This is a genomic window from Mesorhizobium sp. LSHC420B00 (assembly GCF_000503055.1).
Classification (GTDB): domain Bacteria; phylum Pseudomonadota; class Alphaproteobacteria; order Rhizobiales; family Rhizobiaceae; genus Mesorhizobium.
On the sequence record NZ_AYVY01000001.1, the window covers coordinates 411,076 to 431,566 of the forward strand.

23 protein-coding genes are annotated in these 20,491 nt (G+C 64.5%); 13 read left to right on the forward strand and 10 right to left on the reverse strand.

Annotated elements, in window-relative coordinates; genetic code table 11:
* The first annotated feature begins 83 nt into the window (after positions 1 to 83).
* On the forward strand, positions 84 to 749 hold the full coding sequence (locus X760_RS42685; RefSeq protein WP_023674063.1) for a tetratricopeptide repeat protein: 666 nt from the start codon (positions 84 to 86) through the stop codon (positions 747 to 749).
* Positions 750 to 755: 6 nt separating this feature from the next.
* Positions 756 to 2,189, forward strand: a complete 1,434-nt coding sequence (gene der / locus X760_RS42690; RefSeq protein WP_023716848.1) for a ribosome biogenesis GTPase Der — start codon at positions 756 to 758, stop codon at positions 2,187 to 2,189.
* A 14-nt stretch (positions 2,190 to 2,203) separates the two neighbouring features.
* On the opposite strand, the gene X760_RS42695 is transcribed toward der, so the two are convergent.
* Positions 2,204 to 3,121: a LysR substrate-binding domain-containing protein gene (locus tag X760_RS42695; protein WP_023716849.1), complete on the reverse strand. Its 918-nt coding sequence runs from the start codon at positions 3,119 to 3,121 to the stop codon at positions 2,204 to 2,206.
* 120 nt (positions 3,122 to 3,241) lie between these two features.
* Here X760_RS42695 and X760_RS42700 point away from each other — a divergent pair, with 120 nt between their 5' ends.
* The 7 genes from X760_RS42700 to X760_RS42730 all read left to right on the forward strand — a co-directional run bounded on the left by X760_RS42700 (position 3,242) and on the right by X760_RS42730 (position 8,793).
* On the forward strand, positions 3,242 to 4,561 hold the full coding sequence (locus X760_RS42700) for an MFS transporter (RefSeq protein ID WP_023716850.1): 1,320 nt from the start codon (positions 3,242 to 3,244) through the stop codon (positions 4,559 to 4,561).
* A 107-nt stretch (positions 4,562 to 4,668) separates the two neighbouring features.
* Entirely contained in the window at positions 4,669 to 5,853 is a 1,185-nt protein-coding gene (locus X760_RS42705; protein ID WP_023716851.1) for a cell wall hydrolase, read from the forward strand.
* Positions 5,854 to 6,108: 255 nt separating this feature from the next.
* A complete protein-coding gene (locus X760_RS42710) occupies positions 6,109 to 6,507 on the forward strand; it encodes an AtpZ/AtpI family protein (RefSeq protein ID WP_023716852.1) in 399 nt (132 codons plus the stop codon).
* A 70-nt stretch (positions 6,508 to 6,577) separates the two neighbouring features.
* Positions 6,578 to 7,336 (forward strand): F0F1 ATP synthase subunit A, encoded by a 759-nt coding sequence (locus tag X760_RS42715; RefSeq protein ID WP_023716853.1) that lies wholly within the window; start codon positions 6,578 to 6,580, stop codon positions 7,334 to 7,336.
* Positions 7,337 to 7,403: 67 nt separating this feature from the next.
* Positions 7,404 to 7,628, forward strand: a complete 225-nt coding sequence (locus tag X760_RS42720) for a F0F1 ATP synthase subunit C (RefSeq protein WP_006206606.1) — start codon at positions 7,404 to 7,406, stop codon at positions 7,626 to 7,628.
* An 81-nt stretch (positions 7,629 to 7,709) separates the two neighbouring features.
* Positions 7,710 to 8,291 carry a F0F1 ATP synthase subunit B gene (locus X760_RS42725; protein WP_023716854.1) on the forward strand — a complete coding sequence of 194 codons (582 nt, stop codon included), beginning with the start codon at positions 7,710 to 7,712 and terminating at the stop codon, positions 8,289 to 8,291.
* Between the two features lie 10 nt (positions 8,292 to 8,301).
* Positions 8,302 to 8,793 (forward strand): F0F1 ATP synthase subunit B, encoded by a 492-nt coding sequence (locus X760_RS42730; protein ID WP_023716855.1) that lies wholly within the window; start codon positions 8,302 to 8,304, stop codon positions 8,791 to 8,793.
* 253 nt (positions 8,794 to 9,046) lie between these two features.
* Here the strand turns inward: X760_RS42730 and X760_RS42735 are convergent, their stop codons facing one another.
* Positions 9,047 to 9,742 carry a ribonuclease HII gene (locus X760_RS42735; protein ID WP_023716856.1) on the reverse strand — a complete coding sequence of 232 codons (696 nt, stop codon included), beginning with the start codon at positions 9,740 to 9,742 and terminating at the stop codon, positions 9,047 to 9,049.
* A gap of 167 nt (positions 9,743 to 9,909) precedes the next feature.
* Positions 9,910 to 11,064, reverse strand: a complete 1,155-nt coding sequence (locus X760_RS42740; protein ID WP_023716857.1) for a PA0069 family radical SAM protein — start codon at positions 11,062 to 11,064, stop codon at positions 9,910 to 9,912.
* Between the two features lie 151 nt (positions 11,065 to 11,215).
* Here X760_RS42740 and X760_RS42745 point away from each other — a divergent pair, with 151 nt between their 5' ends.
* Together X760_RS42745 and X760_RS42750 are read left to right on the forward strand one after the other, a co-directional pair.
* Complete coding sequence (locus tag X760_RS42745; protein WP_023716858.1) at positions 11,216 to 11,719, forward strand: glycosyltransferase; 504 nt, start codon at positions 11,216 to 11,218, stop codon at positions 11,717 to 11,719.
* 189 nt (positions 11,720 to 11,908) lie between these two features.
* Positions 11,909 to 12,883 carry a hypothetical protein gene (locus X760_RS42750; RefSeq protein WP_023716859.1) on the forward strand — a complete coding sequence of 325 codons (975 nt, stop codon included), beginning with the start codon at positions 11,909 to 11,911 and terminating at the stop codon, positions 12,881 to 12,883.
* A gap of 33 nt (positions 12,884 to 12,916) precedes the next feature.
* On the opposite strand, the gene moaB is transcribed toward X760_RS42750, so the two are convergent.
* From moaB to X760_RS42780, 6 genes are all read right to left on the reverse strand, one after another.
* Positions 12,917 to 13,459, reverse strand: a complete 543-nt coding sequence (gene moaB / locus X760_RS42755; RefSeq protein WP_023716860.1) for a molybdenum cofactor biosynthesis protein B — start codon at positions 13,457 to 13,459, stop codon at positions 12,917 to 12,919.
* Positions 13,446 to 14,348 carry a 4-(cytidine 5'-diphospho)-2-C-methyl-D-erythritol kinase gene (locus tag X760_RS42760; RefSeq protein WP_023716861.1) on the reverse strand — a complete coding sequence of 301 codons (903 nt, stop codon included), beginning with the start codon at positions 14,346 to 14,348 and terminating at the stop codon, positions 13,446 to 13,448. Before X760_RS42760 ends, moaB begins: the two co-directional genes overlap by 14 nt.
* Before the next feature lie 26 nt (positions 14,349 to 14,374).
* A complete protein-coding gene (locus tag X760_RS42765; protein ID WP_023674078.1) occupies positions 14,375 to 14,560 on the reverse strand; it encodes a membrane protein in 186 nt (61 codons plus the stop codon).
* A 178-nt stretch (positions 14,561 to 14,738) separates the two neighbouring features.
* Positions 14,739 to 15,596: a S49 family peptidase gene (locus X760_RS42770; RefSeq protein ID WP_023716862.1), complete on the reverse strand. Its 858-nt coding sequence runs from the start codon at positions 15,594 to 15,596 to the stop codon at positions 14,739 to 14,741.
* 87 nt (positions 15,597 to 15,683) lie between these two features.
* On the reverse strand, positions 15,684 to 16,484 hold the full coding sequence (locus X760_RS42775; protein WP_023716863.1) for a methyltransferase: 801 nt from the start codon (positions 16,482 to 16,484) through the stop codon (positions 15,684 to 15,686).
* Entirely contained in the window at positions 16,484 to 16,708 is a 225-nt protein-coding gene (locus tag X760_RS42780; protein ID WP_023716864.1) for a DUF2007 domain-containing protein, read from the reverse strand. Before X760_RS42780 ends, X760_RS42775 begins: the two co-directional genes overlap by 1 nt.
* 160 nt (positions 16,709 to 16,868) lie before the next feature.
* Between X760_RS42780 and X760_RS42785 the strand changes: the two genes are divergently transcribed.
* The gene (locus tag X760_RS42785; protein ID WP_023716865.1) at positions 16,869 to 17,885 is read left to right on the forward strand and encodes a polyprenyl synthetase family protein; all 1,017 of its coding nucleotides are present in this window, start codon (positions 16,869 to 16,871) and stop codon (positions 17,883 to 17,885) included.
* Positions 17,886 to 17,910: 25 nt separating this feature from the next.
* Here the strand turns inward: X760_RS42785 and X760_RS42790 are convergent, their stop codons facing one another.
* Positions 17,911 to 19,347, reverse strand: coding sequence for an MFS transporter (locus tag X760_RS42790; RefSeq protein WP_198030447.1), 1,437 nt, complete (start codon positions 19,345 to 19,347; stop codon positions 17,911 to 17,913).
* 104 nt (positions 19,348 to 19,451) lie between these two features.
* On the opposite strand from X760_RS42790, the gene X760_RS42795 reads away from it, so the two are divergent.
* Positions 19,452 to 20,057, forward strand: coding sequence for a TetR/AcrR family transcriptional regulator (locus tag X760_RS42795; RefSeq protein WP_023716867.1), 606 nt, complete (start codon positions 19,452 to 19,454; stop codon positions 20,055 to 20,057).
* The last annotated feature ends 434 nt before the right edge of the window (positions 20,058 to 20,491 follow it).

Here is a 20,491-nt window from a genome sequence, read left to right on the forward strand (position 1 = left end):
GCCGAACCCCTTCCATGCCGGCAAAATTTCGCTAAAACGCGGGCTCATCAACCGCCCCGCCCGGGGCATGAATGGTTTTGATCATGTCGGACGACAGTTTTATCCGCGAAGTCAACGAAGAGATTCGTCGCGACCAGGCGCATGCGCTGTGGGACCGTTTCGGTCCCGCCTTGCTCGTGCTGGCCGTGCTGGTGGTGCTTGGCACTGCTGCTGTCGTCGGCTACCGCTATTGGGACGAGACCCGCGCCAACCGCTCGGGCGATGCTTTTTCGCAGGCGCTCAAGCTTGCCAATGACGGCAAGAACGACGAGGCGCTTGCCGCTCTGGAGGCGTTGGAGAAGGACGGCTACGGCGCCTATCCGCTGCTCGCCCGCATGCGCGCGGCAACCGTCAAGGCGGACAAGGGCGACGTCGACGCCGCCGTCAAGGATTTCGACGAGGTCGCCGCCGACACCAAGATCCCCTCCGGCATTCGCGACATGGCTCGTCTCAGGGCAGCGCTGCTTCTGGTCGACCACGGCTCTTTCGCCGATGTCTCCAGCCGCGTCGAGGCGCTCACCGCCGACACCAACACGCTGCGCCATACGGCGCGCGAGGCGCTTGGCCTTGCCGCCTGGAAGGAAGGCAAGGCGGCGGATGCATTGAAGCTGTTCGACCAGATCGCCGCGGATGACGGCGCCCCGCGCAACACGCGCGAGCGGGCGACATTGATGTCCGAGCTGATCCGCGGCTCGGGCGGCGTGTCGTGATAGTCCATGACCTTCAAAGTCGCCATCATCGGCCGGCCTAACGTCGGCAAATCGACCCTTTTCAATCGGCTGGTGGGAAGGAAGCTGGCGCTTGTCGACGATACGCCCGGCGTCACACGCGATCGCCGCGTCCATGCCGCAAAGCTCTACGACCTGCATTTCGACGTCATCGACACCGCCGGCTTCGAGGATGCGGCTGCCTCGACGCTGCCCGGCCGCATGCGCGCCCAGACCGAGATCGCCATCCGCGAGGCCGACCTGATCTTTTTTACGATCGATGCCAAGTCCGGGCTGATGCCCGACGACAAGACGTTCGCCGAGATCGTGCGCAAGTCCGGCAAGCCGGTTGTCGTCGTTGCCAACAAGGCCGAGGCGCGCGGCGCCCAGGGCGGCATGCTGGAGGCCTGGGAGCTCGGCCTTGGCGAACCGATCCCGGTCTCGGCCGAACACGGCCAGGGCCTGCCCGATCTGCGCGACGCGGTGATCGCGGCACTTGGCGAGGCGCGCGCCTTCGGCGAGGACGAAGAGGCCGGCGAGGATGAGGTCGCCGCCAGCGAGGTGCTGATCGGCGAGGACATCACCGACCCGGACGCAGAGCCGAGCTATGACGACACCAAGCCGATGCGCATCGCCGTCGTCGGCCGTCCCAACGCCGGCAAGTCGACGCTGATCAACGCGCTGATCGGCGAGGAACGGCTGTTGACCGGCCCCGAGGCCGGCATCACCCGCGATTCCATCTCGGTCGACTGGGACTGGCATGGCCGCCGCTTAAAACTGTTCGACACCGCCGGCATGCGCCGCAAGGCCAGGATCCACGAAAAGCTCGAAGTGATGTCGGTGCAGGACGGCTTGCGCGCCATCCGCTTTGCCGAGATCGTCATCATCGTGCTCGACGCGACTATTCCCTTCGAGAAGCAGGATCTGCAGATCGCCGACCTGATCATCCGCGAGGGCCGTGCCCCGGTGATCGCCTTCAACAAATGGGACCTTATCGACCATCCCCAGGAGTTGCTGGCCGAGCTGCGCGAAAAAACCGAGCGGCTGTTGCCGCAGGCGCGCGGCATGCAGGCGGTGCCGGTCTCGGCCGAGACCGGGCGTGGCCTCGACAAGCTGATGGATGCTGTCATCAGGACGCATCGCGTTTGGAACAGCCGCGTGTCGACCGGCAAGCTCAACCGCTGGCTGGAAGGCATCCTGGCGCATCACCCGCCGCCCGCCGTCGCCGGACGCCGGCTGAAGATCAAATATGTCACGCAGGCCAAGACGCGGCCGCCGGGCTTCGTCGTCTCCTGCTCACGGCCCGACGCGATGCCGCAATCCTATGTCCGCTATCTCTCGAACAGCCTGCGCGAGGCTTTCGACATGCCCGGCGTGCCGATCCGCATCGCCTTGCGCACCTCGGACAACCCATTCGCCAGCAAGGCAAAGAAGCGCCGCTGAGCGCCACTTCTCCTCTACGCCACGTTGCGCAGGACAGGCGCTGTTTGCGTCTGCGGCAACGCTTCCAGCGCCGCCTGCAGCAGGATGTCGCCAAGCCGCGCCGCCACCGGGTCGGGCTCGGCCTCCTTGCGATGCAGGAACAGCGCCATCTTGGGCAAAGCGGGCAGCCCGGCGATCCCCGGCGTCATCGCCCTGACGGTGGCCGGCAGGCCGATATCGGTGCGGATCGTCAGTCCGAGCCCGGCGGCGACGGCTGCCCAGATACCGCCAAGGCTCGGGCTGGAGAAGGCCATCCGCCATCCCAGACCGGCGCGGTCCAGGGTTTCGGTCGCCACGCTGCGGAGCAGGCACGGCGCTTCGAGCGCCACCAGCGGCAAAGGCTCCCCATCGCGCAGGCTGGTCTCGATCTGTTTTGCCGGGCCGATCCAGCGCATCTGGACGTCGGCGACATGCCGGCTGTAGGGCAGCGTCGCGCCATTGTGCCAGGCAAGCGCGATATCGAGGCTGCCCGAAATGATCCGTTCGGCAAGCTCGTGGCTGCGTGCGATCCTGGCTTCGATCTTGACCTTGGGATGGGCGCGGGCGAAGCGCCCGAGCACCTCCGGCAGGACCGCCTCGCCGAAATCCTCCTGCAATCCAAGCCGCACCCAGCCCTCCAGCTCGACGTCGTGGATGGCGGACGCGGCCTCGTCGTTGAGCTCGATCAGCCGCCGCGCATAGCCCAGCATGGTCTCGCCTGCCTCGGTCAGCGCCAGGCTGCGCCCCGACTTGCGGAAGATCGGCGTCGCCGCCTGCTCCTCCAGTTTCTTCAATTGTGCGCTGATTGCCGAGGTCGAGCGGCCGAGCCGGTCGGCGGCCTTGGCGAAGCTGCCCAACTCCATACCGGTGACGAAGCTGCGCAGGACGTCGAGATCGAATGTCACGCGTCGCATGGCAATAATCCTGATATTTGGGACATTACGTCAAAAACTTCCTGATATTCAGGACGAAGCTATGGCGATAGAGACAGCGCGTCAAGACCGAACGCAACCAGCCCATGCAGGAGCTGAACCATGTCTGCTGTCGCCACAGGACCAGATTGCAAACCGCTTCGCCCAGGCGCCGTTGCCGCCCCGTCGGAAGCGGCGGCACTTCGAGCCAATCATCGCTGGAAGGTGCTGGGCATCGGCGTCGCCGCCAATGCCTGCTTTTCCGCGACCTTCTCCGGCATTCCGGCGACGGCGGTGTTCCTGCGCTCGGGCTATCATCTCTCCAATGGCGAACTCGGCATGGCGCTTGGTCTTCTCGGCCTGGGCGTAGCGCTGAGCGAATTGCCGTGGGGACTGCTGACCGATCGCTGGGGCGACCGCCGCGTGCTGCTGACCGGGCTCGGCGCAACCGCGGTTTGGCTGCTTGTCATGGCCGCGCTGATCGTGCCGTCACCGGCCCACATTCCTGGCATCGCGCTTCTCGCCGCTGCCCTGCTGGTCACCGGATTGCTCGGCGGCAGCGTCAACGGCTCCAGCGGCCGTGCCATCATGGCCTGGTTCGGCGAAGGCGAGCGCGGCTTTGCCATGAGCATCAGGCAGACAGCGGTGCCGCTTGGCGGCGGGCTTGGCGCGCTCGTGCTGCCGTCGCTCGCTTCGGCCCATGGCTTCACGGCGGTCTTCGGACTTCTGGCGGCTGCATCCGCCGTCTCGACCTCTCTCGCCTGGCGCTGGCTGCATCAGCCACCGGTGCATGACGATACCAATTCGAGCAGCACGGCATTGCCGGCCGGCCCGGCGCCGCTGCGCAACCCGGCCGTCTGGCGCATCGCAACAGCCATCGGCCTGCTGTGCTTTCCACAGGTGGCGGTGCTCACCTTTGCTTCCGTCTTCCTGCATGATTTCGCCGGCATGGGAACAGCCGTGATCAGCGCCAGCCTCGCCACCGTGCAGGTCGGCGCCATGGTCATGCGCGTCTGGAGCGGCCGCTACACCGACCGTCACGGCAACCGCCGGTCGTTTCTGCGTCTGTGCAGCCTGTTGAGCCTGATCGCCTTCACCGTGCTTGCGGCGCTCGTCTTGTTGGCGGCCCAATTCTTGTCAGGCCAAGTGCCGATGCTGTCGCCGGCGATCGTCGCGATGCTGGTCGTGGCCGGCATTTGCGTCTCCTCCTGGCATGGCGTCGCCTACACCGAGCTTGCGACGCTGGCCGGCGCGAGCCAGGCCGGAACGGCGCTCGGCCTCGCCAACAGCCTGGTCTTTATTGCCTTCTTCCTGGTGCCGATCGCCATTCCCGGACTTCTCGTGCTCTGCTCGTGGGCAGGCGTCTGGCTGGGTGCGGCTATTTGCGCACTGATCGCCTGGCCGATCTTTCTTCCGTCAAGCGATGGCCGCAAAAGCGCCTGACTTCGACATGAGATGGGAAAACAACGTTCTAAGCTGTTAACGCCCCATCAAGGTTAATGCATCATTGTAGCTCTCCAGTGGGGTCCGTTGCGTTTCTGGAGAGTTCCGTGCATCGACGTGTTTTGACGCGGCTTGTCGCCGCCGCCGGTGACAAAAAACGTTCCTTCCTGTCTCCGTTTATTATTGGCCTTGGCATCTGGATCGGCTTTCCGACGGTCGCTGCCTATCAGGACATGACAAGCCTGGTCTCCGGCCTTGAGGCGCCGAGCGTCCGCTGGAACGCCTATGTCGAGAAGTCCGTCGCCGGCTCCGTTCACGCCGCCGAAATGCCCTTCCTCGATTCCAGCAGCACCGGCTCGCTCTCCGGCTCCGGCGTCCAACTGCCCGGCATCGGCTCCGTCTCGTTTCGCGGCAAGGGCGGCATCGCCGGCACGACGCCGGACGAGAACCGTATCACGCGTGCCGACAAGAAGGGCCGCATCATCCAGGTCTCGCCCGTCTCGCCGCCGAAGAACTTCAACGCCGGCTCGATCTTCGAGCGCACCTCCTCACTGCTCCGCCCAAGCATGGACAGCGGCCTGAGGATGGCTTTCGCCAAGCCCGAGATCAAAGGCAAGGAAATCCAGATCGCCGCCGCCTTCCACACGCGCGTCGACAAGAAGCCGGATCCCGGCGTGCCGGCGATGCTTGCCGCGCTGGTCAACAACGATCATCCCGACGTGCTGGCAACCGCCTATGCCTCGTCGGCTCCCGACTATGCCAAGGCATCGCCTTTCGAGGCCTTGCTGCAGGACGAGGACCCGAACGATGGCCGCTTCATTCCACCGCTGAGCAAGGGCGATCATTCTTGGATGCAGACGCCGCTGCCGGCGAGCGTCTTTTCCAAACCGGAGCAGGCCTGTCTCGCCAACGGCATCTATTTCGAGGCGCGCGGCGAATCCGTGCGCGGCCAGGCCGCCGTCGCCCAGGTTATCCTCAACCGCGTCCGCAACCCGGCCTATCCGAACTCGATCTGCGGCGTCGTCTACCAGAACGACAACTGGTTCAACCGCTGCCAGTTTTCCTTCGCCTGCGACGGCAGGAAGAAGCGCATCGACAATCCCGCCGCCTACAAGACCGCCCAGGATGTCGCCATGGCCGTCACAGCCGGCAAGATATTCATTCCGGAAGTCGGCTCGTCGACCCATTATTACGCCAACTACGTCCATCCGGGCTGGGCGAGGACGATGAAGAAAATGACCAGGATCGGCCTGCATATCTTCTACCGCACCTATGGCGGCGGCTGGAGCTGAGTGCTCGGGCAGCCCTTGCATCTTTCGCGGGAGAGCGGCCGATCGAAGACCCGTCGTCGTGGGGATTCGGCCGCAGCCCGCCAGAGACCGCGTCGGGCACGATGTCGCACCCAAGCAAGTAGCTGATTTATAACGAAAAAATACTTGAGCTTGAACGTCCGCTCGTGGCTTGACGGGCGCGGACCCTCTAACTATGTTGCCGGCGACTTTAAGAAACGGACGGACGGTGACGGTCTGACCGGGCAGGGGGGTTGCGTGGCCGACAAGAATGGGCCAGACGGAACCGGAAAAACCGGCCGCGGCAAGCAGCATGAAGCCGACATCCGCGACGACGATCTTGAGCGCCGTCGGCGCGACCTTGAAGCATCGCTTGCGACAAGGCGGCCGGACCGGCTCGAGGGGAAAGACGACGCGAAAGCGGGCAGTGTGGCCGGGTACGGCCAGGCGCTCAAGCTGTCCAGCGAGTTCATCGCCGGGATAGTGGTCGGCGCGGCTCTCGGCTGGTTTATCGATCGCGTGGCGGGGACATCGCCATGGGGTCTGATAGTCGGGCTGTTGCTGGGTTTTGGCGCCGGCGTGCTCAATGTCCTGCGTTCAGCCGGGCTTGTGTCGGAATTCGGAACGGGCGACAAACCGCGCGATCCGAAAGAATGAATTGAGGCGCCGCATGCCGGCGCATTGAACAGGATACTCAAGCCGTCTGCGGCTTCGATGGGGACTTAAAGTGGCTGCTGACAAGGTCGATCCGATCCACCAGTTCCAGATTCAGCCGATCATTCCGATTCACATCGGCGGTTACGACCTGTCTTTCACCAATTCGGCTCTGTTTATGCTTGCGACGGTTGCTGTTGCATCGGCGTTTCTCTACCTCAGCACGTCGAGCCGCAGCCTCGTTCCCGGCCGCCTTCAGTCGGTCTCGGAAATGGCCTATGAATTTGTCGGCAATATGCTGAGGGACGCCGCGGGCACGCAAGGCATGAAGTTCTTCCCCTTCGTGTTCTCGCTGTTCATGTTCGTGCTTGTCGCCAACCTGCTTGGCCTGTTCCCATATTTCTTCACCATCACCAGCCACATCATCGTCACCTTCGGCCTCGCTGCGCTGGTGATCGGAACGGTCGTCGTCTACGGCTTCACCAAGCACGGCTTTGGCTTCCTGAAGCTGTTCGTCCCGCATGGCGTGCCGGTCTACCTGCTGCCGCTGGTGGTGCTGATCGAGGTGATTTCCTTCGTCTCGCGTCCGGTCAGCCTCTCGGTTCGTCTGTTCGCCAACATGCTTGCCGGTCACATCACGCTGAAAGTGTTCTCGGGCTTTGTCGTCAGCCTGAGCGCGCTCGGCGCGGTCGGCGTGGCGGGCTCGGTTCTGCCGCTGGCGATGGCCGTGGCGCTGACGGCGCTGGAGCTGCTGGTCGCGTTCCTGCAGGCCTACGTCTTTGCCGTGCTGACTTGCATGTATCTCAACGACGCCCTGCATCCCGGGCACTAACAAGGTTTCCGGCATTGCCGCCGGATCGAATTTGCAACGGAATTTTAGATCCAAAGGAGTTGAACAAATGGACGCAGAAGCAGCAAAGTACATCGGCGCCGGCATCGCATGCCTCGGCATGGGCGGCGCGGGCATTGGCCTCGGCAACATATTCGGCAGCTATCTGGCGGGCGCGCTGCGCAACCCGTCGGCCGCCGACGGCCAGTTCGGCCGCCTGATTTTCGGCTTCGCCGTGACCGAAGCGCTGGGTATTTTCTCGCTTCTCATCGCGCTTCTCGCCCTGTTCGGCTGAATACTTGTTCGGCTGAACATTGGGAAGAATTGAACAGGCCGGCCGCGATCCTGCGGCGGGTCTGAATTTCGGGGATAGTCCATGTTCGTGACATCTGCCTTTGCGCAAGAGTCCGCGCCCGCCGCAACGGAAGGCGAAACGCACGCCGCCACCGGCGTGCCTGCCGAGGCGCACGGCACGTTCCCGCCATTCAATCCGGCGACGTACCCGTCACAGCTGCTGTGGCTGGCAATCACTTTCGGGCTGTTCTACCTCTTCTTGAAGCGGGTAGTGATGCCGCGCGTCGGCGGCATCATCGACGTGCGCAACGACCGCATCACGCAGGATCTCGATCATGCTGCCCGGCTGAAAGGCGAGGCCGATGCCGCCGTTGCCGCCTATGAGCAGGAATTGGCGGAAGCCAAGGGCAAGGCCAATGCGATCGGCCAGCAGGCCAACGATGCGGCCAAGGCGGAAGCCGAGGCTGCCCGCAAGACGATCGAAGCCGCCCTCGACCAGAAGCTTGGCGAGGCCGAGGCGCGCATATCTTCCATCAAGGCCAATGCCATGAAGGAAGTCGGCACGATCGCCGAGGACACCGCTTCGGCCATCGTCGAGGCGCTGGTCGGCGGCAAGGCCAGCAAGGCCGAGATCGCGGCCGCGGTCAAATCCGTGGCCGGGTGAGGAGCGCATCATGGACGCCACATCTCTCGCGACGCTTTGGGCAACCGTTGCCCTCATAATCTTCCTCGGCATTGCCATCTACATCAAGGTGCCGGGCATGATCGCCAAGGCGCTCGATGCCCGTGCCGACAAGATCAGCAGCGAACTCGAGGAAGCGCGCCGGTTGCGCGAAGAGGCCCAGCAGTTGCTCGGCCAATATCAGCGCAAGCGCAAGGAAGCCGAGCAGGAGGCCGCGGCCATCGTCGCCGCCGCCAAGCGCGAAGCCGACATGCTCGCCGCCGAGGCGCACAAGAAGACCGAGGATTATGTCGCCCGGCGTACCGCCTTGGCAGAGCAGAAGATCGGCCAGGCCGAGCGCGAGGCGATCGGCGAAGTGCGCGCCAGCGCCGTCGACATCGCGGTCGAAGCCGCGCGCGCGCTGCTGGCCGGCAAGATCGACGCCAAGGCCGGCGCCGACCTTTTCAACGCCTCGCTGCAGGATTTGAAGTCGAAGCTGAATTAAGCGACGTCGTCGAGAAATTCATCGAAGGCCGCCTGGGAAACCTGGCGGCTTTTTTGTTAGCGAAAGCGGCTGAGCGCAAATCTCCCCCCTCTCGAGGGGGAGATGTCGCCGAAGGCGACAGAGGGGGTCAGTACGTCCTGGCGCGACGCCATGTGGGACGAAAGAGAAGGTTGGCGCTTCACGCGAGGCGACCCCCTCTGGCCTGCCGGCCATCTCCCCCTCGAGGGGGGAGATTACGCCTAGCCGCTTTCGCTCAATCCAGGCCCGAAAGGCCCTCTTCCTCCAGCACCTCGGTGCCGCCGAACCGGAACGGCGCGAAGGAGGCGCGGTGCAGCCGTGCCACTGGCCCGTGCAGATCGATCGCCGTGCGATGGCGCACTGTGGCGTAGCCCATATGCAACTCGAAGCCGTAATGCGCATGATGGCTGCCGCAGCCGCACATCATGCGGTCGCGCATCACCTTGGCGACGATCGAGGCGGCGGCGATCGACTGCGAGCGCTGGTCGCCCTTGATAAGCGCTCTGCCCTCGCAGGGCAGGCCGGGCGGCACGTCGCGGCCGTCCGCCAGCGCCAGCTTCGGCCGGATCGACAGCCCGATCAAGGCACGGCGCATTGCCTCCAGGCTGGCCTTGAGGATGTTGCTGGCGTCGATGCCTTCGGCGCTGACCGAGGCCATCGACACGGCAAGCGCGGAGCCGAGGATCTTCAGGAACAGCGCCTCCCGCTGCAAATGCGTCAGGCGCTTGGAATCGTCGAGCCCGTCGGGGATGTTGGCGGGATCGAGCACCACCGCTGCCGCGACCACCGGCCCGGCGAGCGGGCCGCGCCCGGCCTCGTCCATCCCCGCCACCGGCCACAGGCCTTCGGCCATTGCCTTCGTCTCGAACGAGAAGTCGGGTTTCTCGACGATTTCGAAGAGAAGCGGAGAATCGGAACGCGGGCGAGCCATGGTGCGGCGAGGTTCGCATCGGCTCCGATTCTCCGCAAGTCCCTCCGGGTCGGGCGGGGCACCGGACCAGGAGGGGGCTACCGTCTGCAAGCCCGGGGACAGGACAGGCCGGACGGGATTTTTCGCCTGTTGCCGGCCGCTTCAAGCGGCTCGCACGAGACGCTTTGTCACAGCAGCATCAGCTGCTCGGTTGCCTTGGCGGCGGGGACGAACCGGTCGGTCCTCAGCGAGCGCCGCTCGGCATTGAGGCCGAGCCGTTTGGCGGCGATCTCGAAACGGCGGCCGATCTGCCAGGCATAAGGGCCGGAGCCTTTCATGCGCTTGCCCCATTCCGAATCGTAGTCCTTGCCGTCGCGCATCGAACGGATCAGCGACATGACGTGGCGATAGCGGTCGGGATAGTGGCGCAGCAGCCAGTCCTTGAAGATCGGCGCGACCTCCAGCGGCAGGCGCAGCAGCACATAGCCCGCTTCACGCGCGCCCGCTGCCTGCGCCGAATCGAGGATGCGCTCCATTTCCGGGTCGGTCAGTCCGGGGATGATCGGTGCGACCATCACCGAGGCCGGAATGCCGGCGTCCGAAAGCTGCCTGATCGCCTCCAGCCGCTTGGTCGGCGTCGACGCGCGCGGCTCCATCGTTCTGGCCAGCATCCTGTCCAATGTCGTCACCGACAGTGCCACCTTGGCCAGCCCGCGTTCGGCCATGCGTGACAGAATGTCGATGTCGCGTGTCACCAGCGCTGACTTGGTGACGATGCCGACCGGATGCCCACGCGCCTCCAGCACTTCGAGGATCTCGCGCATGATCCGGTATTGCTTCTCGATCGGCTGGTAGGGATCGGTGTTGGTGCCGATGGCGATGGTGCGCGGCTGGTAATTATCCCTGGACAATTCCTTGTCGAGCAGCCGCGCCGCATCCGGCTTGGCAAACAGCTTCGATTCGAAATCCAGCCCCGGCGACAGGCCCATGAAGCTGTGCGTCGGCCGCGCGAAGCAATAGACGCAGCCATGTTCGCAGCCGCGATAGGGATTGATCGAGCGGTCGAAGGAGATGTCGGGCGATTCGTTGCGGGTGATGATGGTGCGCGGCTTCTCGACCTGTACCTCGGTCTTGAAGGGCGGCAGCTCCTCCAGCGAATTCCAGCCGTCGTCGAACACATGCCGGCTGACCGGCTCGAAACGGCCGGACGGATTGATGCCCGCCGACCTGCCGCGATTGCGGTCTGGGCGGACGCGCATGCCGCTCTGCTCGATCATCGCATTCGCCATCTCGGCCCTGCCAGCGCCGAAGGCGGCAATGTCGGCACGCACGATCTGTTCCATTTTGGCCCTTTCCCAGGGACTGTCCGCCCGCTGTCGAATCGCTCTGCTCATGAATGTATTCCTATCGCACCGAGTGGAACAAAGCAAGAACTTTCTCGCGGCGTGCCGCAAAAACTGGCGCTGCCCACCGCTTTCCGCTATTCGGCTAAACATGCTTAGCGTCCTGATCGAAACCCTGAATGACGAGGAGGGCCTCGCCCGCACGCTCGCCTCGCTGATCGGCGGCGCGGTCGAAGGCGTGGTGCGCGACGTTCTCGTCTGCGACACCGGCTCGACCGATCAGACGCACCGCGTCGCCGAACATGCCGGCTGCCACTATGTCAGCGGCGGCATCGCCGCCGGCATCAGGCAGGCCAAGGGCGACTGGCTGCTTTTGCTGGAACCGGGAGCGCGGCTGGGGGAGGGCTGGATCGACGAGGTCGTCGCCCATACGGCCAGGCAAACCATGGCGGCGCGATTTTCGCGGGCACGCGGCAGCCGCGCGCCGTTCCTGTCGCGGGTCTTTGCCGGAAATCGCGCTCTCGCCGAAGGCTTGGTGATCAGCAAGCGTCAGGCCGCCGCGCTGTCTAAGAGCGCCCGCAGCGCCGAAGCGATCGCCCGCGGCCTGGCGACAAGAAGGCTCCACGCCGAGATCTGGGTGGCGCCGCGGAAGTGACGGCTTACCATCCCGGCCTAGGAAACGCCGCCCAAGCAAATTTTCTGGCGGGTTGTCGTTTATTGTGCATTGCACAAAATCTGGCCGGGGGTTACCATTCCCAGCGATACGGGCGAATGGGTTTGGGGTGTGCCGGAGCGGCGACGACGACTATCGTCGATGCTGTTCCCTCGACATTTGAGGACCCCGATGACCCTTTCAAGCCCTGACAAGTCCGGCGCTGCAAGCCTCGAGGCGATCGCACGCAACGGCGGTACGCTGCGCCGCATCGCCGCCCGCATTCCGACCTATCTTTCCGACCTTCGCGAGAATCCGGCATGGCTGCCGATGTTCATGCTGGCGCGCACCATGCCGGCGCGGCGGCTGCACTGGCGCGGTGCGAAGCCGGTTCGGCCGGCGCGCAATGTCAGTGAAACGATGTTCGCCGGCGTCGATCGCGATGCCGTCGTCGGCGCGCTGCGGACGGAGGGGCTCTATTCGGGCCTGACGCTGCCAGCCGCCATCCATGAGGAGATCGCCCGCTTCGCCGAGCACACGCCATGCTTCGGCAATTTCGACCGCCGGCTGGAATTCCTGCCCGAAAAACACGCCGATGCAGAAAAGCATTTCGGCCGCCCGCTGCTCAGCGGCCACTATTTCGAGCGGGTCCTCGACTGCAACGCTGCGGTCGCCGTGCAGCGCGATCCGCTACTCCTCGACATCGCAGCGCACTATCTCGGCAGCCAGGCCAAGCTGATCACCACCCGCGTCTGGTGGAGCTTTCCGACCGGTGGCGTCTCGGACGCCGACAAGAACATGGCTTCGCTCGGCAAATACCATTTCGACCTCGACGACTGGCGCATGCTGAAGTTCTTTTTCTACCTGGTGCCGGTCGACAACGACACCGGGCCGCATGTCTATGTCCGCGGCTCCCACAACCGCCGCATCCTGAAGCATCAGCTGACGCTTCTGGTCGGCCATTCGGCGGAAGAGGTGCTGGGCGTCTATGGCGAGCAGAGCCCGGTCACGCTGACGGGGCAGGCCGGTCTCGGCTTTGTCGAGGATCCGTTCGGCTTCCATATGGGTACCGTGCCGACGCGCACGCCACGACTGATGATGGAAGTCGGCTTCGGCGTCTCGCCGCCGTCGCGCCGGCGGTTTCACGGCGAGCCGGTCATTCGCTGAGGCGGGATCGCCCGGCTGATACCTCGCTCCGTCTCAGCCGCGCCGCAAATGCTCGTCCAGGCGCGGCATGATCTCGACGAAGTTGCAGGGCATGTGCCGATAGTCGAGCTGCGGCTTCAAAATGCCGTCCCAGGCGTCCTTGCAGGCGCCGGGCGAGCCCGGCAACACGAAGACGAAGGTGGCGTTGACGACGCCGCCGGTTGCCCGGCTCTGGATCGTCGAAGTGCCGATCTTGTCGTAGGAGATGCGGTGGAACACTTCGGAAAAGCCGTCCATGCGCTTTTCGAAGATCGGCTCCAGCGCCTCCGGCGTCACGTCGCGGCCGGTGAAGCCGGTGCCGCCGGTGGTGATGACGACATCGATCGCATCGTCCTTCGACCAGCCCAAAACCTTGTCGCGGATCTTGTCGCGGTCGTCGGTGACGATGTCACGAGCGGCGAGGATGTGGCCGGCCTCGGTGATGCGGTCGGCCAGGGTCTGCCCGGATTTGTCGTCGGCGAGGCTGCGCGTATCTGAAACGGTCAGTACCGCGATGCGTACGGGAACGAAGGGGCGGCTCTCGTCAATCCTGGCCATGCGCCTCAGCCTCCGATGTCATGCTTCGCGTCGCGGCGACAAACCAGTCGGGATGGCGGCTGCGGATATCGACGGCCGCGCGCTTGGCCACATTGCCGGTCTCGAACAGCCCGAAACAGGTGGCGCCGGAACCAGACATTCTGGCAAAACCGGCTCCAGCCTTGTTGAGCACAGAAAGCGCCTTGCCGATGGCGGGCTGGATTGCACGCGCCGCAGGCTCGAGATCGTTGCGGGTGATCTCCAGCCAGTTGCGGATGCTGTGGAAGTCGAGGCTGTGCGGCAGCGGCGGCAGCCCCGCATTGTCGCGGCGGCCAAGCGCCTCGAACACTTCGGCCGTCGAGACGGCAGTTCCTGGATTGACGAGCACCAGACCCAGGGCCGGGAAACTCCGCACGAGCGTCAGCTCGTCGCCGATGCCGCGGGCTATCAGCGGCTTGGCTGCGAGGCACATCGGCACGTCGGCGCCAAGCGACAGGCCGATCCGCGCCAGTTCGGCATCGCCGATGTCGAGCCTCCAGGCCTGGACCAGAGCACGCAGCACAGCCGCCGCGTCGCTTGACCCGCCGCCGACGCCGGACGCGACCGGCAGGTTCTTTTCGAGCCTGATGGCGACAGCCGGCGCATGCTGGGGACCGGCCTCGCGACGCAGCGCGTCGCGCGCTTTCGCCACCAGATTATTGTCGTCGGCCGGTACCGCGGAGGCGTATTTGCCGGACACGGAAAACCCGTCGCTGTCGGCAAGTTCCGTCTCGATGCGGTCGCCGAAGCGCGTGAACACAGCCAGGCTTTCGATCGTGTGATAACCGTCGGCGCGCCGGCCGGTGACGTGCAGCGCGAGATTTATCTTGGCGTGCGCATGCGATGCCCGGATGCTGGTCTCGGAATCCACTGGCTCGGCCGCGAGGGAGACGACGGTCAATCCTTGGCCAGACGGTATTCGCCGGTCTTCGGATCCTTGACCAGCGTTCCCATCGTACCGTTGGCGGCTTGCTTTTCGGTACGCCGCACCTTGGCGGTCACCCGCTCGGCTTCCCTGACGAAGGAGCGGTAGCCGAAATAGGCGGCAATGCCGACGACGGCGAAGAAGATGATCTGCGGCATGTCAAACTCTCCCTCGCAAGGCCGGCAAGACGGCCGGTCGGGTCGGTTGATGATTTATGCTAGACGCTTTCACCGGCTTTTCAAAGCCCGAAGNCAGACGTGTGCTCTTCCGATCTAGGCCGGCAAGACGGCCGGTCGGGTCGGTTGATGATTTATGCTAGACGCTTTCACCGGCTTTTCAAAGCCCGAAGCGCGCCCACAGCGCGCGCTCTTCCGCCGCATCGATGACGCCGCTTGCCGCGGCGGCGGCAATATCGGGCGCCGAAAAACTCGAGCCGAACAGGCCGAAGCGGCCGAACAGGCCGCGCGGCGCGGTGATCAGCTTGAGCTGGGTCTTCGGCCCGAAACGGCTTTTCAGCACGCTGCGCATGTCGCCGAGGGCATCGACCAGCCCGAGCTCGAGCCCCTTCTTGGCCGTCCAGAACAGGCCGGTGAACAGGTCGGGATCGTCCTTGAGCTTGCTGCCGCGCCTATCCTTGACGAGATCGATGAAGGTCTCGTGGACCTCGAGCTGCAGCGCCTTCAGGCGCTCGACGTCTTCCTTCTTTTCCGGTTTGAACGGGTCGAGCACCGCCTTGTTCTGGCCGGCGGTGTGGACGCGGCGCTCGACGCCGATCTTCTTCAACAGCTCCGGAAAGCCGAACGAGGCCGACACCACGCCGATCGAGCCGACGATGGAGGACGGGTCGGCAAAGATCTCGTCGCCGGCGACCGCGATCATGTAGCCGCCCGATGCCGCCACGTCCTCGACGAAGACCAGGACCTTCTTGTTTTTCTCCGTTGCCAGGTCGCGGATGCGCCTGAAAATCAGCCGCGACTGCACCGGCGAGCCGCCTGGCGAATTGATCGAGATGGCGACCGCCGGCGCGTCGAAGGAAAACAGCTTTTCGAGAAGGCCGGCAGTCGACGCCAGCGACAGGCTCGGCCGGAACTGGCCGCCGCCGGGCATGATGGTGCCGTGCAGCCGGATGACCGGAATGGTGACGACGTTCGAGCGCCAGGATTTCGGCAGCAGGCGATTGAAAAGACGTTTCACGAGGGGGCTGTCTCCGGTCGATTTGCTTGAGGCATGTAGGAATTCGCCGGCCAACGGCAATGCCGTCACCCCGGCAATCAAAATGGATCAGTCTCCGAACAGCGACGCCAACCCGTTATTGATCAGCTCTGCCCGTTCCGAGGGGCCATTGCCTGAATAGGCATGCAGCATCAGCGGCGGCCGGATCGACAGCTTGCCGCGTGCGCCGAGTGTTGCCCGGACGACGATGCGGATCGCTGCCGCTTCGGGGCGAGGATGGACGGCCAGCATCTCGGCATCGCCGAAGCGGCCGGCAATGGCATCGAGGATGGCGCCGAGCTGTTCCGGCCGGGCAATGACGGCCAGCCCGCCGCCCGGCCTGACCACCGCCGCCGCGCTGCGGATCCAGCTGTCGAACAGCCCGTCCTCCGCGACATGCGCGGCCTTTCTCAGCGGATCGGGCGTCGCGCGATCCTCGGCGGCATTGAACGGCGGGTTCATGATGACGAAATCGAAGCTGTTATCCTCGAGGCCGGCGGCCATTCGCGCCCGGCCCGACAGCGCGACATCGGCGACGAGCACCGAGGCGCGGTCGCTGAGATGCGCGTTGCCGGGATGGGCAAGCGTGGTTGTGGCGAAGGCCGCCATTTCCGGAGAACGCTCGACGAGCACTGCCTCGGCACCGGGGCAGCGCGACAGTACCGCCAGGCCGGCGGCACCGGCACCCGCGCCAAAGTCTGCAAGCCGCCCGGCGAACGAGGACGGCACGGCAGCCGCCAGCATCATCGCATCCATGCCGGCGCGGTGACCTGCCTTTCTCGGCTGCACCAGCCAGAAGCGACCGCGATGGAAGGCATCGACCGTATGAGCCGGCATGTCCGGGACAAGGGCAGCGGGCGACGCGGACATTATTTTTGGCGGATCTCGTTGGCGATGCCGGCATCCGTCAGGATGCGCCGCGCCGCATCGGCCTTGTCGGCGTCCACCATGACACGGCGGGGCAGAATGCCGATCGAGCCGTCGAGCACGCTCATGTTCTGGTCGGCGACGAAAAAGCCGATGCCGGCATCGCGCATTAGCGATTCGACAAAGGAAATGATGACGGCGTCGTTGGTGCGGATGAGCTCTATCATCGGATGAAACTCGCAGTTTGCGGCGTTGATGTAAACGTGGACGTGATTATGTACCAGAGCCGCCGCGCCAATTCGCCTCTTGCCGCACCGGTGGCTGCCGCCCTAGAGTCTGTCCAGGGACCATGTTGCCGTCGTGCATATCGAGGTTGGGAGTTTTGCCGTGGGTGTCGTTCTCAACATTGAAAACGGGAAGCGGGAAGCCGCCTCGATCAAGGACCTTATCGACCTGACCGCCGCCGACATGGGGCGCGTCAATGAACTGATCCTGTCGAAGGCCGGCTCCGACGTCGAGATGATCCCGGAGATTGCCAACCACTTGATCTCGTCCGGCGGCAAACGGCTGCGGCCGATGCTGACGCTCGCCGCCGCCCAGATGTTCGGCTATTCCGGTGACGGCCACGTCAAGCTCGCCACCTCGGTCGAATTCATGCACACCGCGACACTTCTCCACGACGACGTTGTCGACGAAAGCGGCATGCGGCGCGGCAAGAAGACGGCGCGCATGATCTGGGGTAACCAGGCCAGTGTTTTGGTCGGCGATTTCCTGCTCGGCCAGGCCTTTCGCATGATGGTCGATGTCGGCTCGCTGGAAGCGCTCGACATCCTGTCGAGTGCGGCTTCGGTCATCGCCGAAGGCGAGGTGATGCAGCTCGCCGCCGCCAAAAACCTCGAGACCACCGAGGATGAGCATTTCGCCGTGATCAAGGCCAAGACCGCGGCGCTGTTTTCGGCCGCCGCCGAGGTCGGCCCGGTCATCGCCCAGGCGACGCGCAATGATCGCGCAGCACTCCGCTCCTACGGCATGAATCTCGGCCTTGCCTTCCAACTGATCGATGATGCGCTGGATTACGGCGGCACCAGCAAGGACCTCGGCAAGAATGTCGGCGACGATTTCCGCGAGGGCAAGGTGACGCTGCCGGTGATCCTCGCCTATCGGCGCGGCACAAAGGCCGAGCGCAGCTTCTGGAAACGCGCCATCGAGGACAATGCCGCCGACGATGCCGGACTGGAGAAGGCCGTCGGCCTGATGCTCCGCCACGGCGCAATTGCCGACACCATCGGACGCGCCCGCCACTTCGGCGAGATCGCCCGTGACGCGCTGGCGCCGCTCGAGGCGACGCCGCAGAAATCGGCGCTGATCGACGTCATCGATTTCTGCATCAGCCGGGTGAATTGACAGGCGTCGGCGCCCGCGCCTGTTCTCATCGCGCCTTTGCCGGAAGAACCATTGCTGCGAGCAGGCTGACGACGATGCCCGCCGCCGCGAGCCAGAAGGCGACCTGGATGCCGTCGGCGACGGCAATTTTCAAGGCATTGCCGGACAATTCGCCGATTTGGCTGTTCGCAATCGCAATCAGCACGGCCATGCCGACGGCATTGCCGACATTGAGTGTCGTCGAAGCCATCCCCGAGGCGACGCCTTGCTGATCATGCGCAACGCCGGAAGCGGCGGCAATCCACATTGCTGTCCAGACGATGCCTTGTCCAACGCCGGAGACGATCAGGCCGGGTACGAGGGACAGATAGCTGCTCTCCGCGGTCGCGCCTGATACCATCAATGCTGTGCCTACCGCGCCGACGATCATGCCGCCGACCAGCGTGCTGCGCGTCGAAAAGCGCGTCGCCAGACGCTCGCCGGCTTGCGTGCCGGTGGCGATGGCGACCGACGGCACGAGAAAGGCGAGGCCCGTCTGCAAGGCGGTGAAGCCGTGCACGTTCTGCAACAGCACGGTGAGGAAGTAGGGCAGCGCTCCGAAAGTGGCCATGTAGAGGAAGGTGATCGTCATGCCGGCGACGAGGCTGCGGTTGTGGAACAGGCGCAGCGGCATCAGCGGATCGGCGCTCTTCGCCTCGATCATCGTGAAAGCGATCAGGAAGAATGCCGCCAGTGCTGCACTGACGATGATTGCGGTCGATCCCCAGCCATATTCGGGCCCCTGAACCAGTGTGAAGACAAGCAAGGTCGCGCCGGCGGTGACGGTCAGCGCGCCCGGCAGATCGAAGCTGCGGTGCTCGTGCGGCTTCGGATCGCGCGGAATGATGGCGAAAGCCGCGATGATGGCGATCCCGGCCAAAAGCACGTTGACGTAGAAGACCGACGGCCAGCCGAAGGCGCTGGTCAGAAACCCGCCGGCAAGCGAACCGAGCGTCAGGCCGCTGGCGCCTGCGCCACCCCAGACGGCGAGCGCCCGGTTGCGTTCCGGTCCTTCGGCGAACAGACGGTTGATCAGCGACAGCGTCGCCGGAAACAGGAAGGCGCCGCCGATGCCTTGCACGGCGCGGGCCGCAATGATGATTTGCGGCGACCATGCGAGGCCGCCGACCAGGGACGAGAGCGCGTAGAGCCAGAGCGCGAAGATGAAGACGCGGCGCTGGCCGATCAGGTCGGCGGCCCGGCCGCCGAACAGTAGGAAGCCGCCGGTGAACACGGTATAGGCGCTGACCACCCATTGCAGGGTCTGGCCTGAAAATCCGAGGCCGGCGCCGATCTCCGGCAACGCCACGAAGACGATGTTGAGGTCGAGCGCGATGATGAGCTGCGCGAAGGCGAGCAGCGCCAGCGTTGCGCCGCGCTTCGCGCTGGTTGTTCCTTGCGCTGCCATCGCCCCGAGCGGCGCGCCTTGATCGAGTGAACTCATGCCGGTCTCCTTGTCGACAATTATTTAATGATCGACAAAGAATTGAGATTTGCAATCCGAAGTCAAGCGGATTATTTGTTGATCGACAAAATTTGGAGACCGCCATGGCAGGCAGGCCAAGGGAATTCGACCGCGACCAGGCGCTTGAGAAAGCCCGCGACGCCTTTTGGAGACGCGGCTACGAGGGCACCTCGATGGCCGATCTCGTATCGGCGCTTGGCCTCGCATCGGCGCGCATCTATGCCGCCTTCGGCTCGAAGGAGGACCTGTTTCGCGAAGCGGTGGCGCTTTACGAAGCCAATGAGGGCGGCTTCGCCACGCGCGCGCTGCAGGAAGAACCAAACGTCCGGCGCGTCATCGAGCGCATGCTTCGCGACGCCGTCGAAATCTATACGCGGCCGGGGCGGCCGCAGGGCTGCATGGTGGTGACGGCCGCGACCAATTGCGCCGTCGAAAATGACGCCGTGCTGCAATGGCTGGCGGAGCACCGGCTGGCACGTACCGCATCGATCGTCGAGCGATTGAAAAAGGCCGTGCGCGATGGCGAATTGAAGCCGGCCACCGACGCCGCGGCGTTGGGCGATTATTATGCCACGCTGATGCACGGCCTTTCGGTGCAGGCACGCGACGGCATTCCGAAAAAACGGCTGCACGATCTTGTCACCGTCGCCATGCAGGCGCTCGACGCAAGGCTTTCGCAAACGTCCTGAGTTCCGGGCCGTGACGCCTCACTTACCGGCTTGTTCGGCGGCCCTTCTGGGATTGACCTCCGGCGTCGGCGGCGGCGAACGCTGCTTCGTAGATACGATCGACGATGGCGAAGGCTTCTTCGTCGCGCGGCACTTCCAGCATCGGCGCCCCCATGGCTGGCGAAGCAAGAATTGAAATCTCATCCTGCCACGCAAAGTTGCATGGCGGAAGCTTTCAACCGATGGCGCTTATGGATCGCTTACGGCATCGGGCAAATAGCGACGCGCAGGCAGCGCCAAAGCGGACGCCACGCGGTCAAGGGTCGCAGTTCAGGCCCTTTCGGCATGGTTTATTAATTGCTTGACCCGATTGTGAATTCGGGCCGGGTTGAAGCACGACCCCAAAAAGGCCATGCTTTACCTGTAAAGATCGAGTCTACGGCGATCCCGCTGAC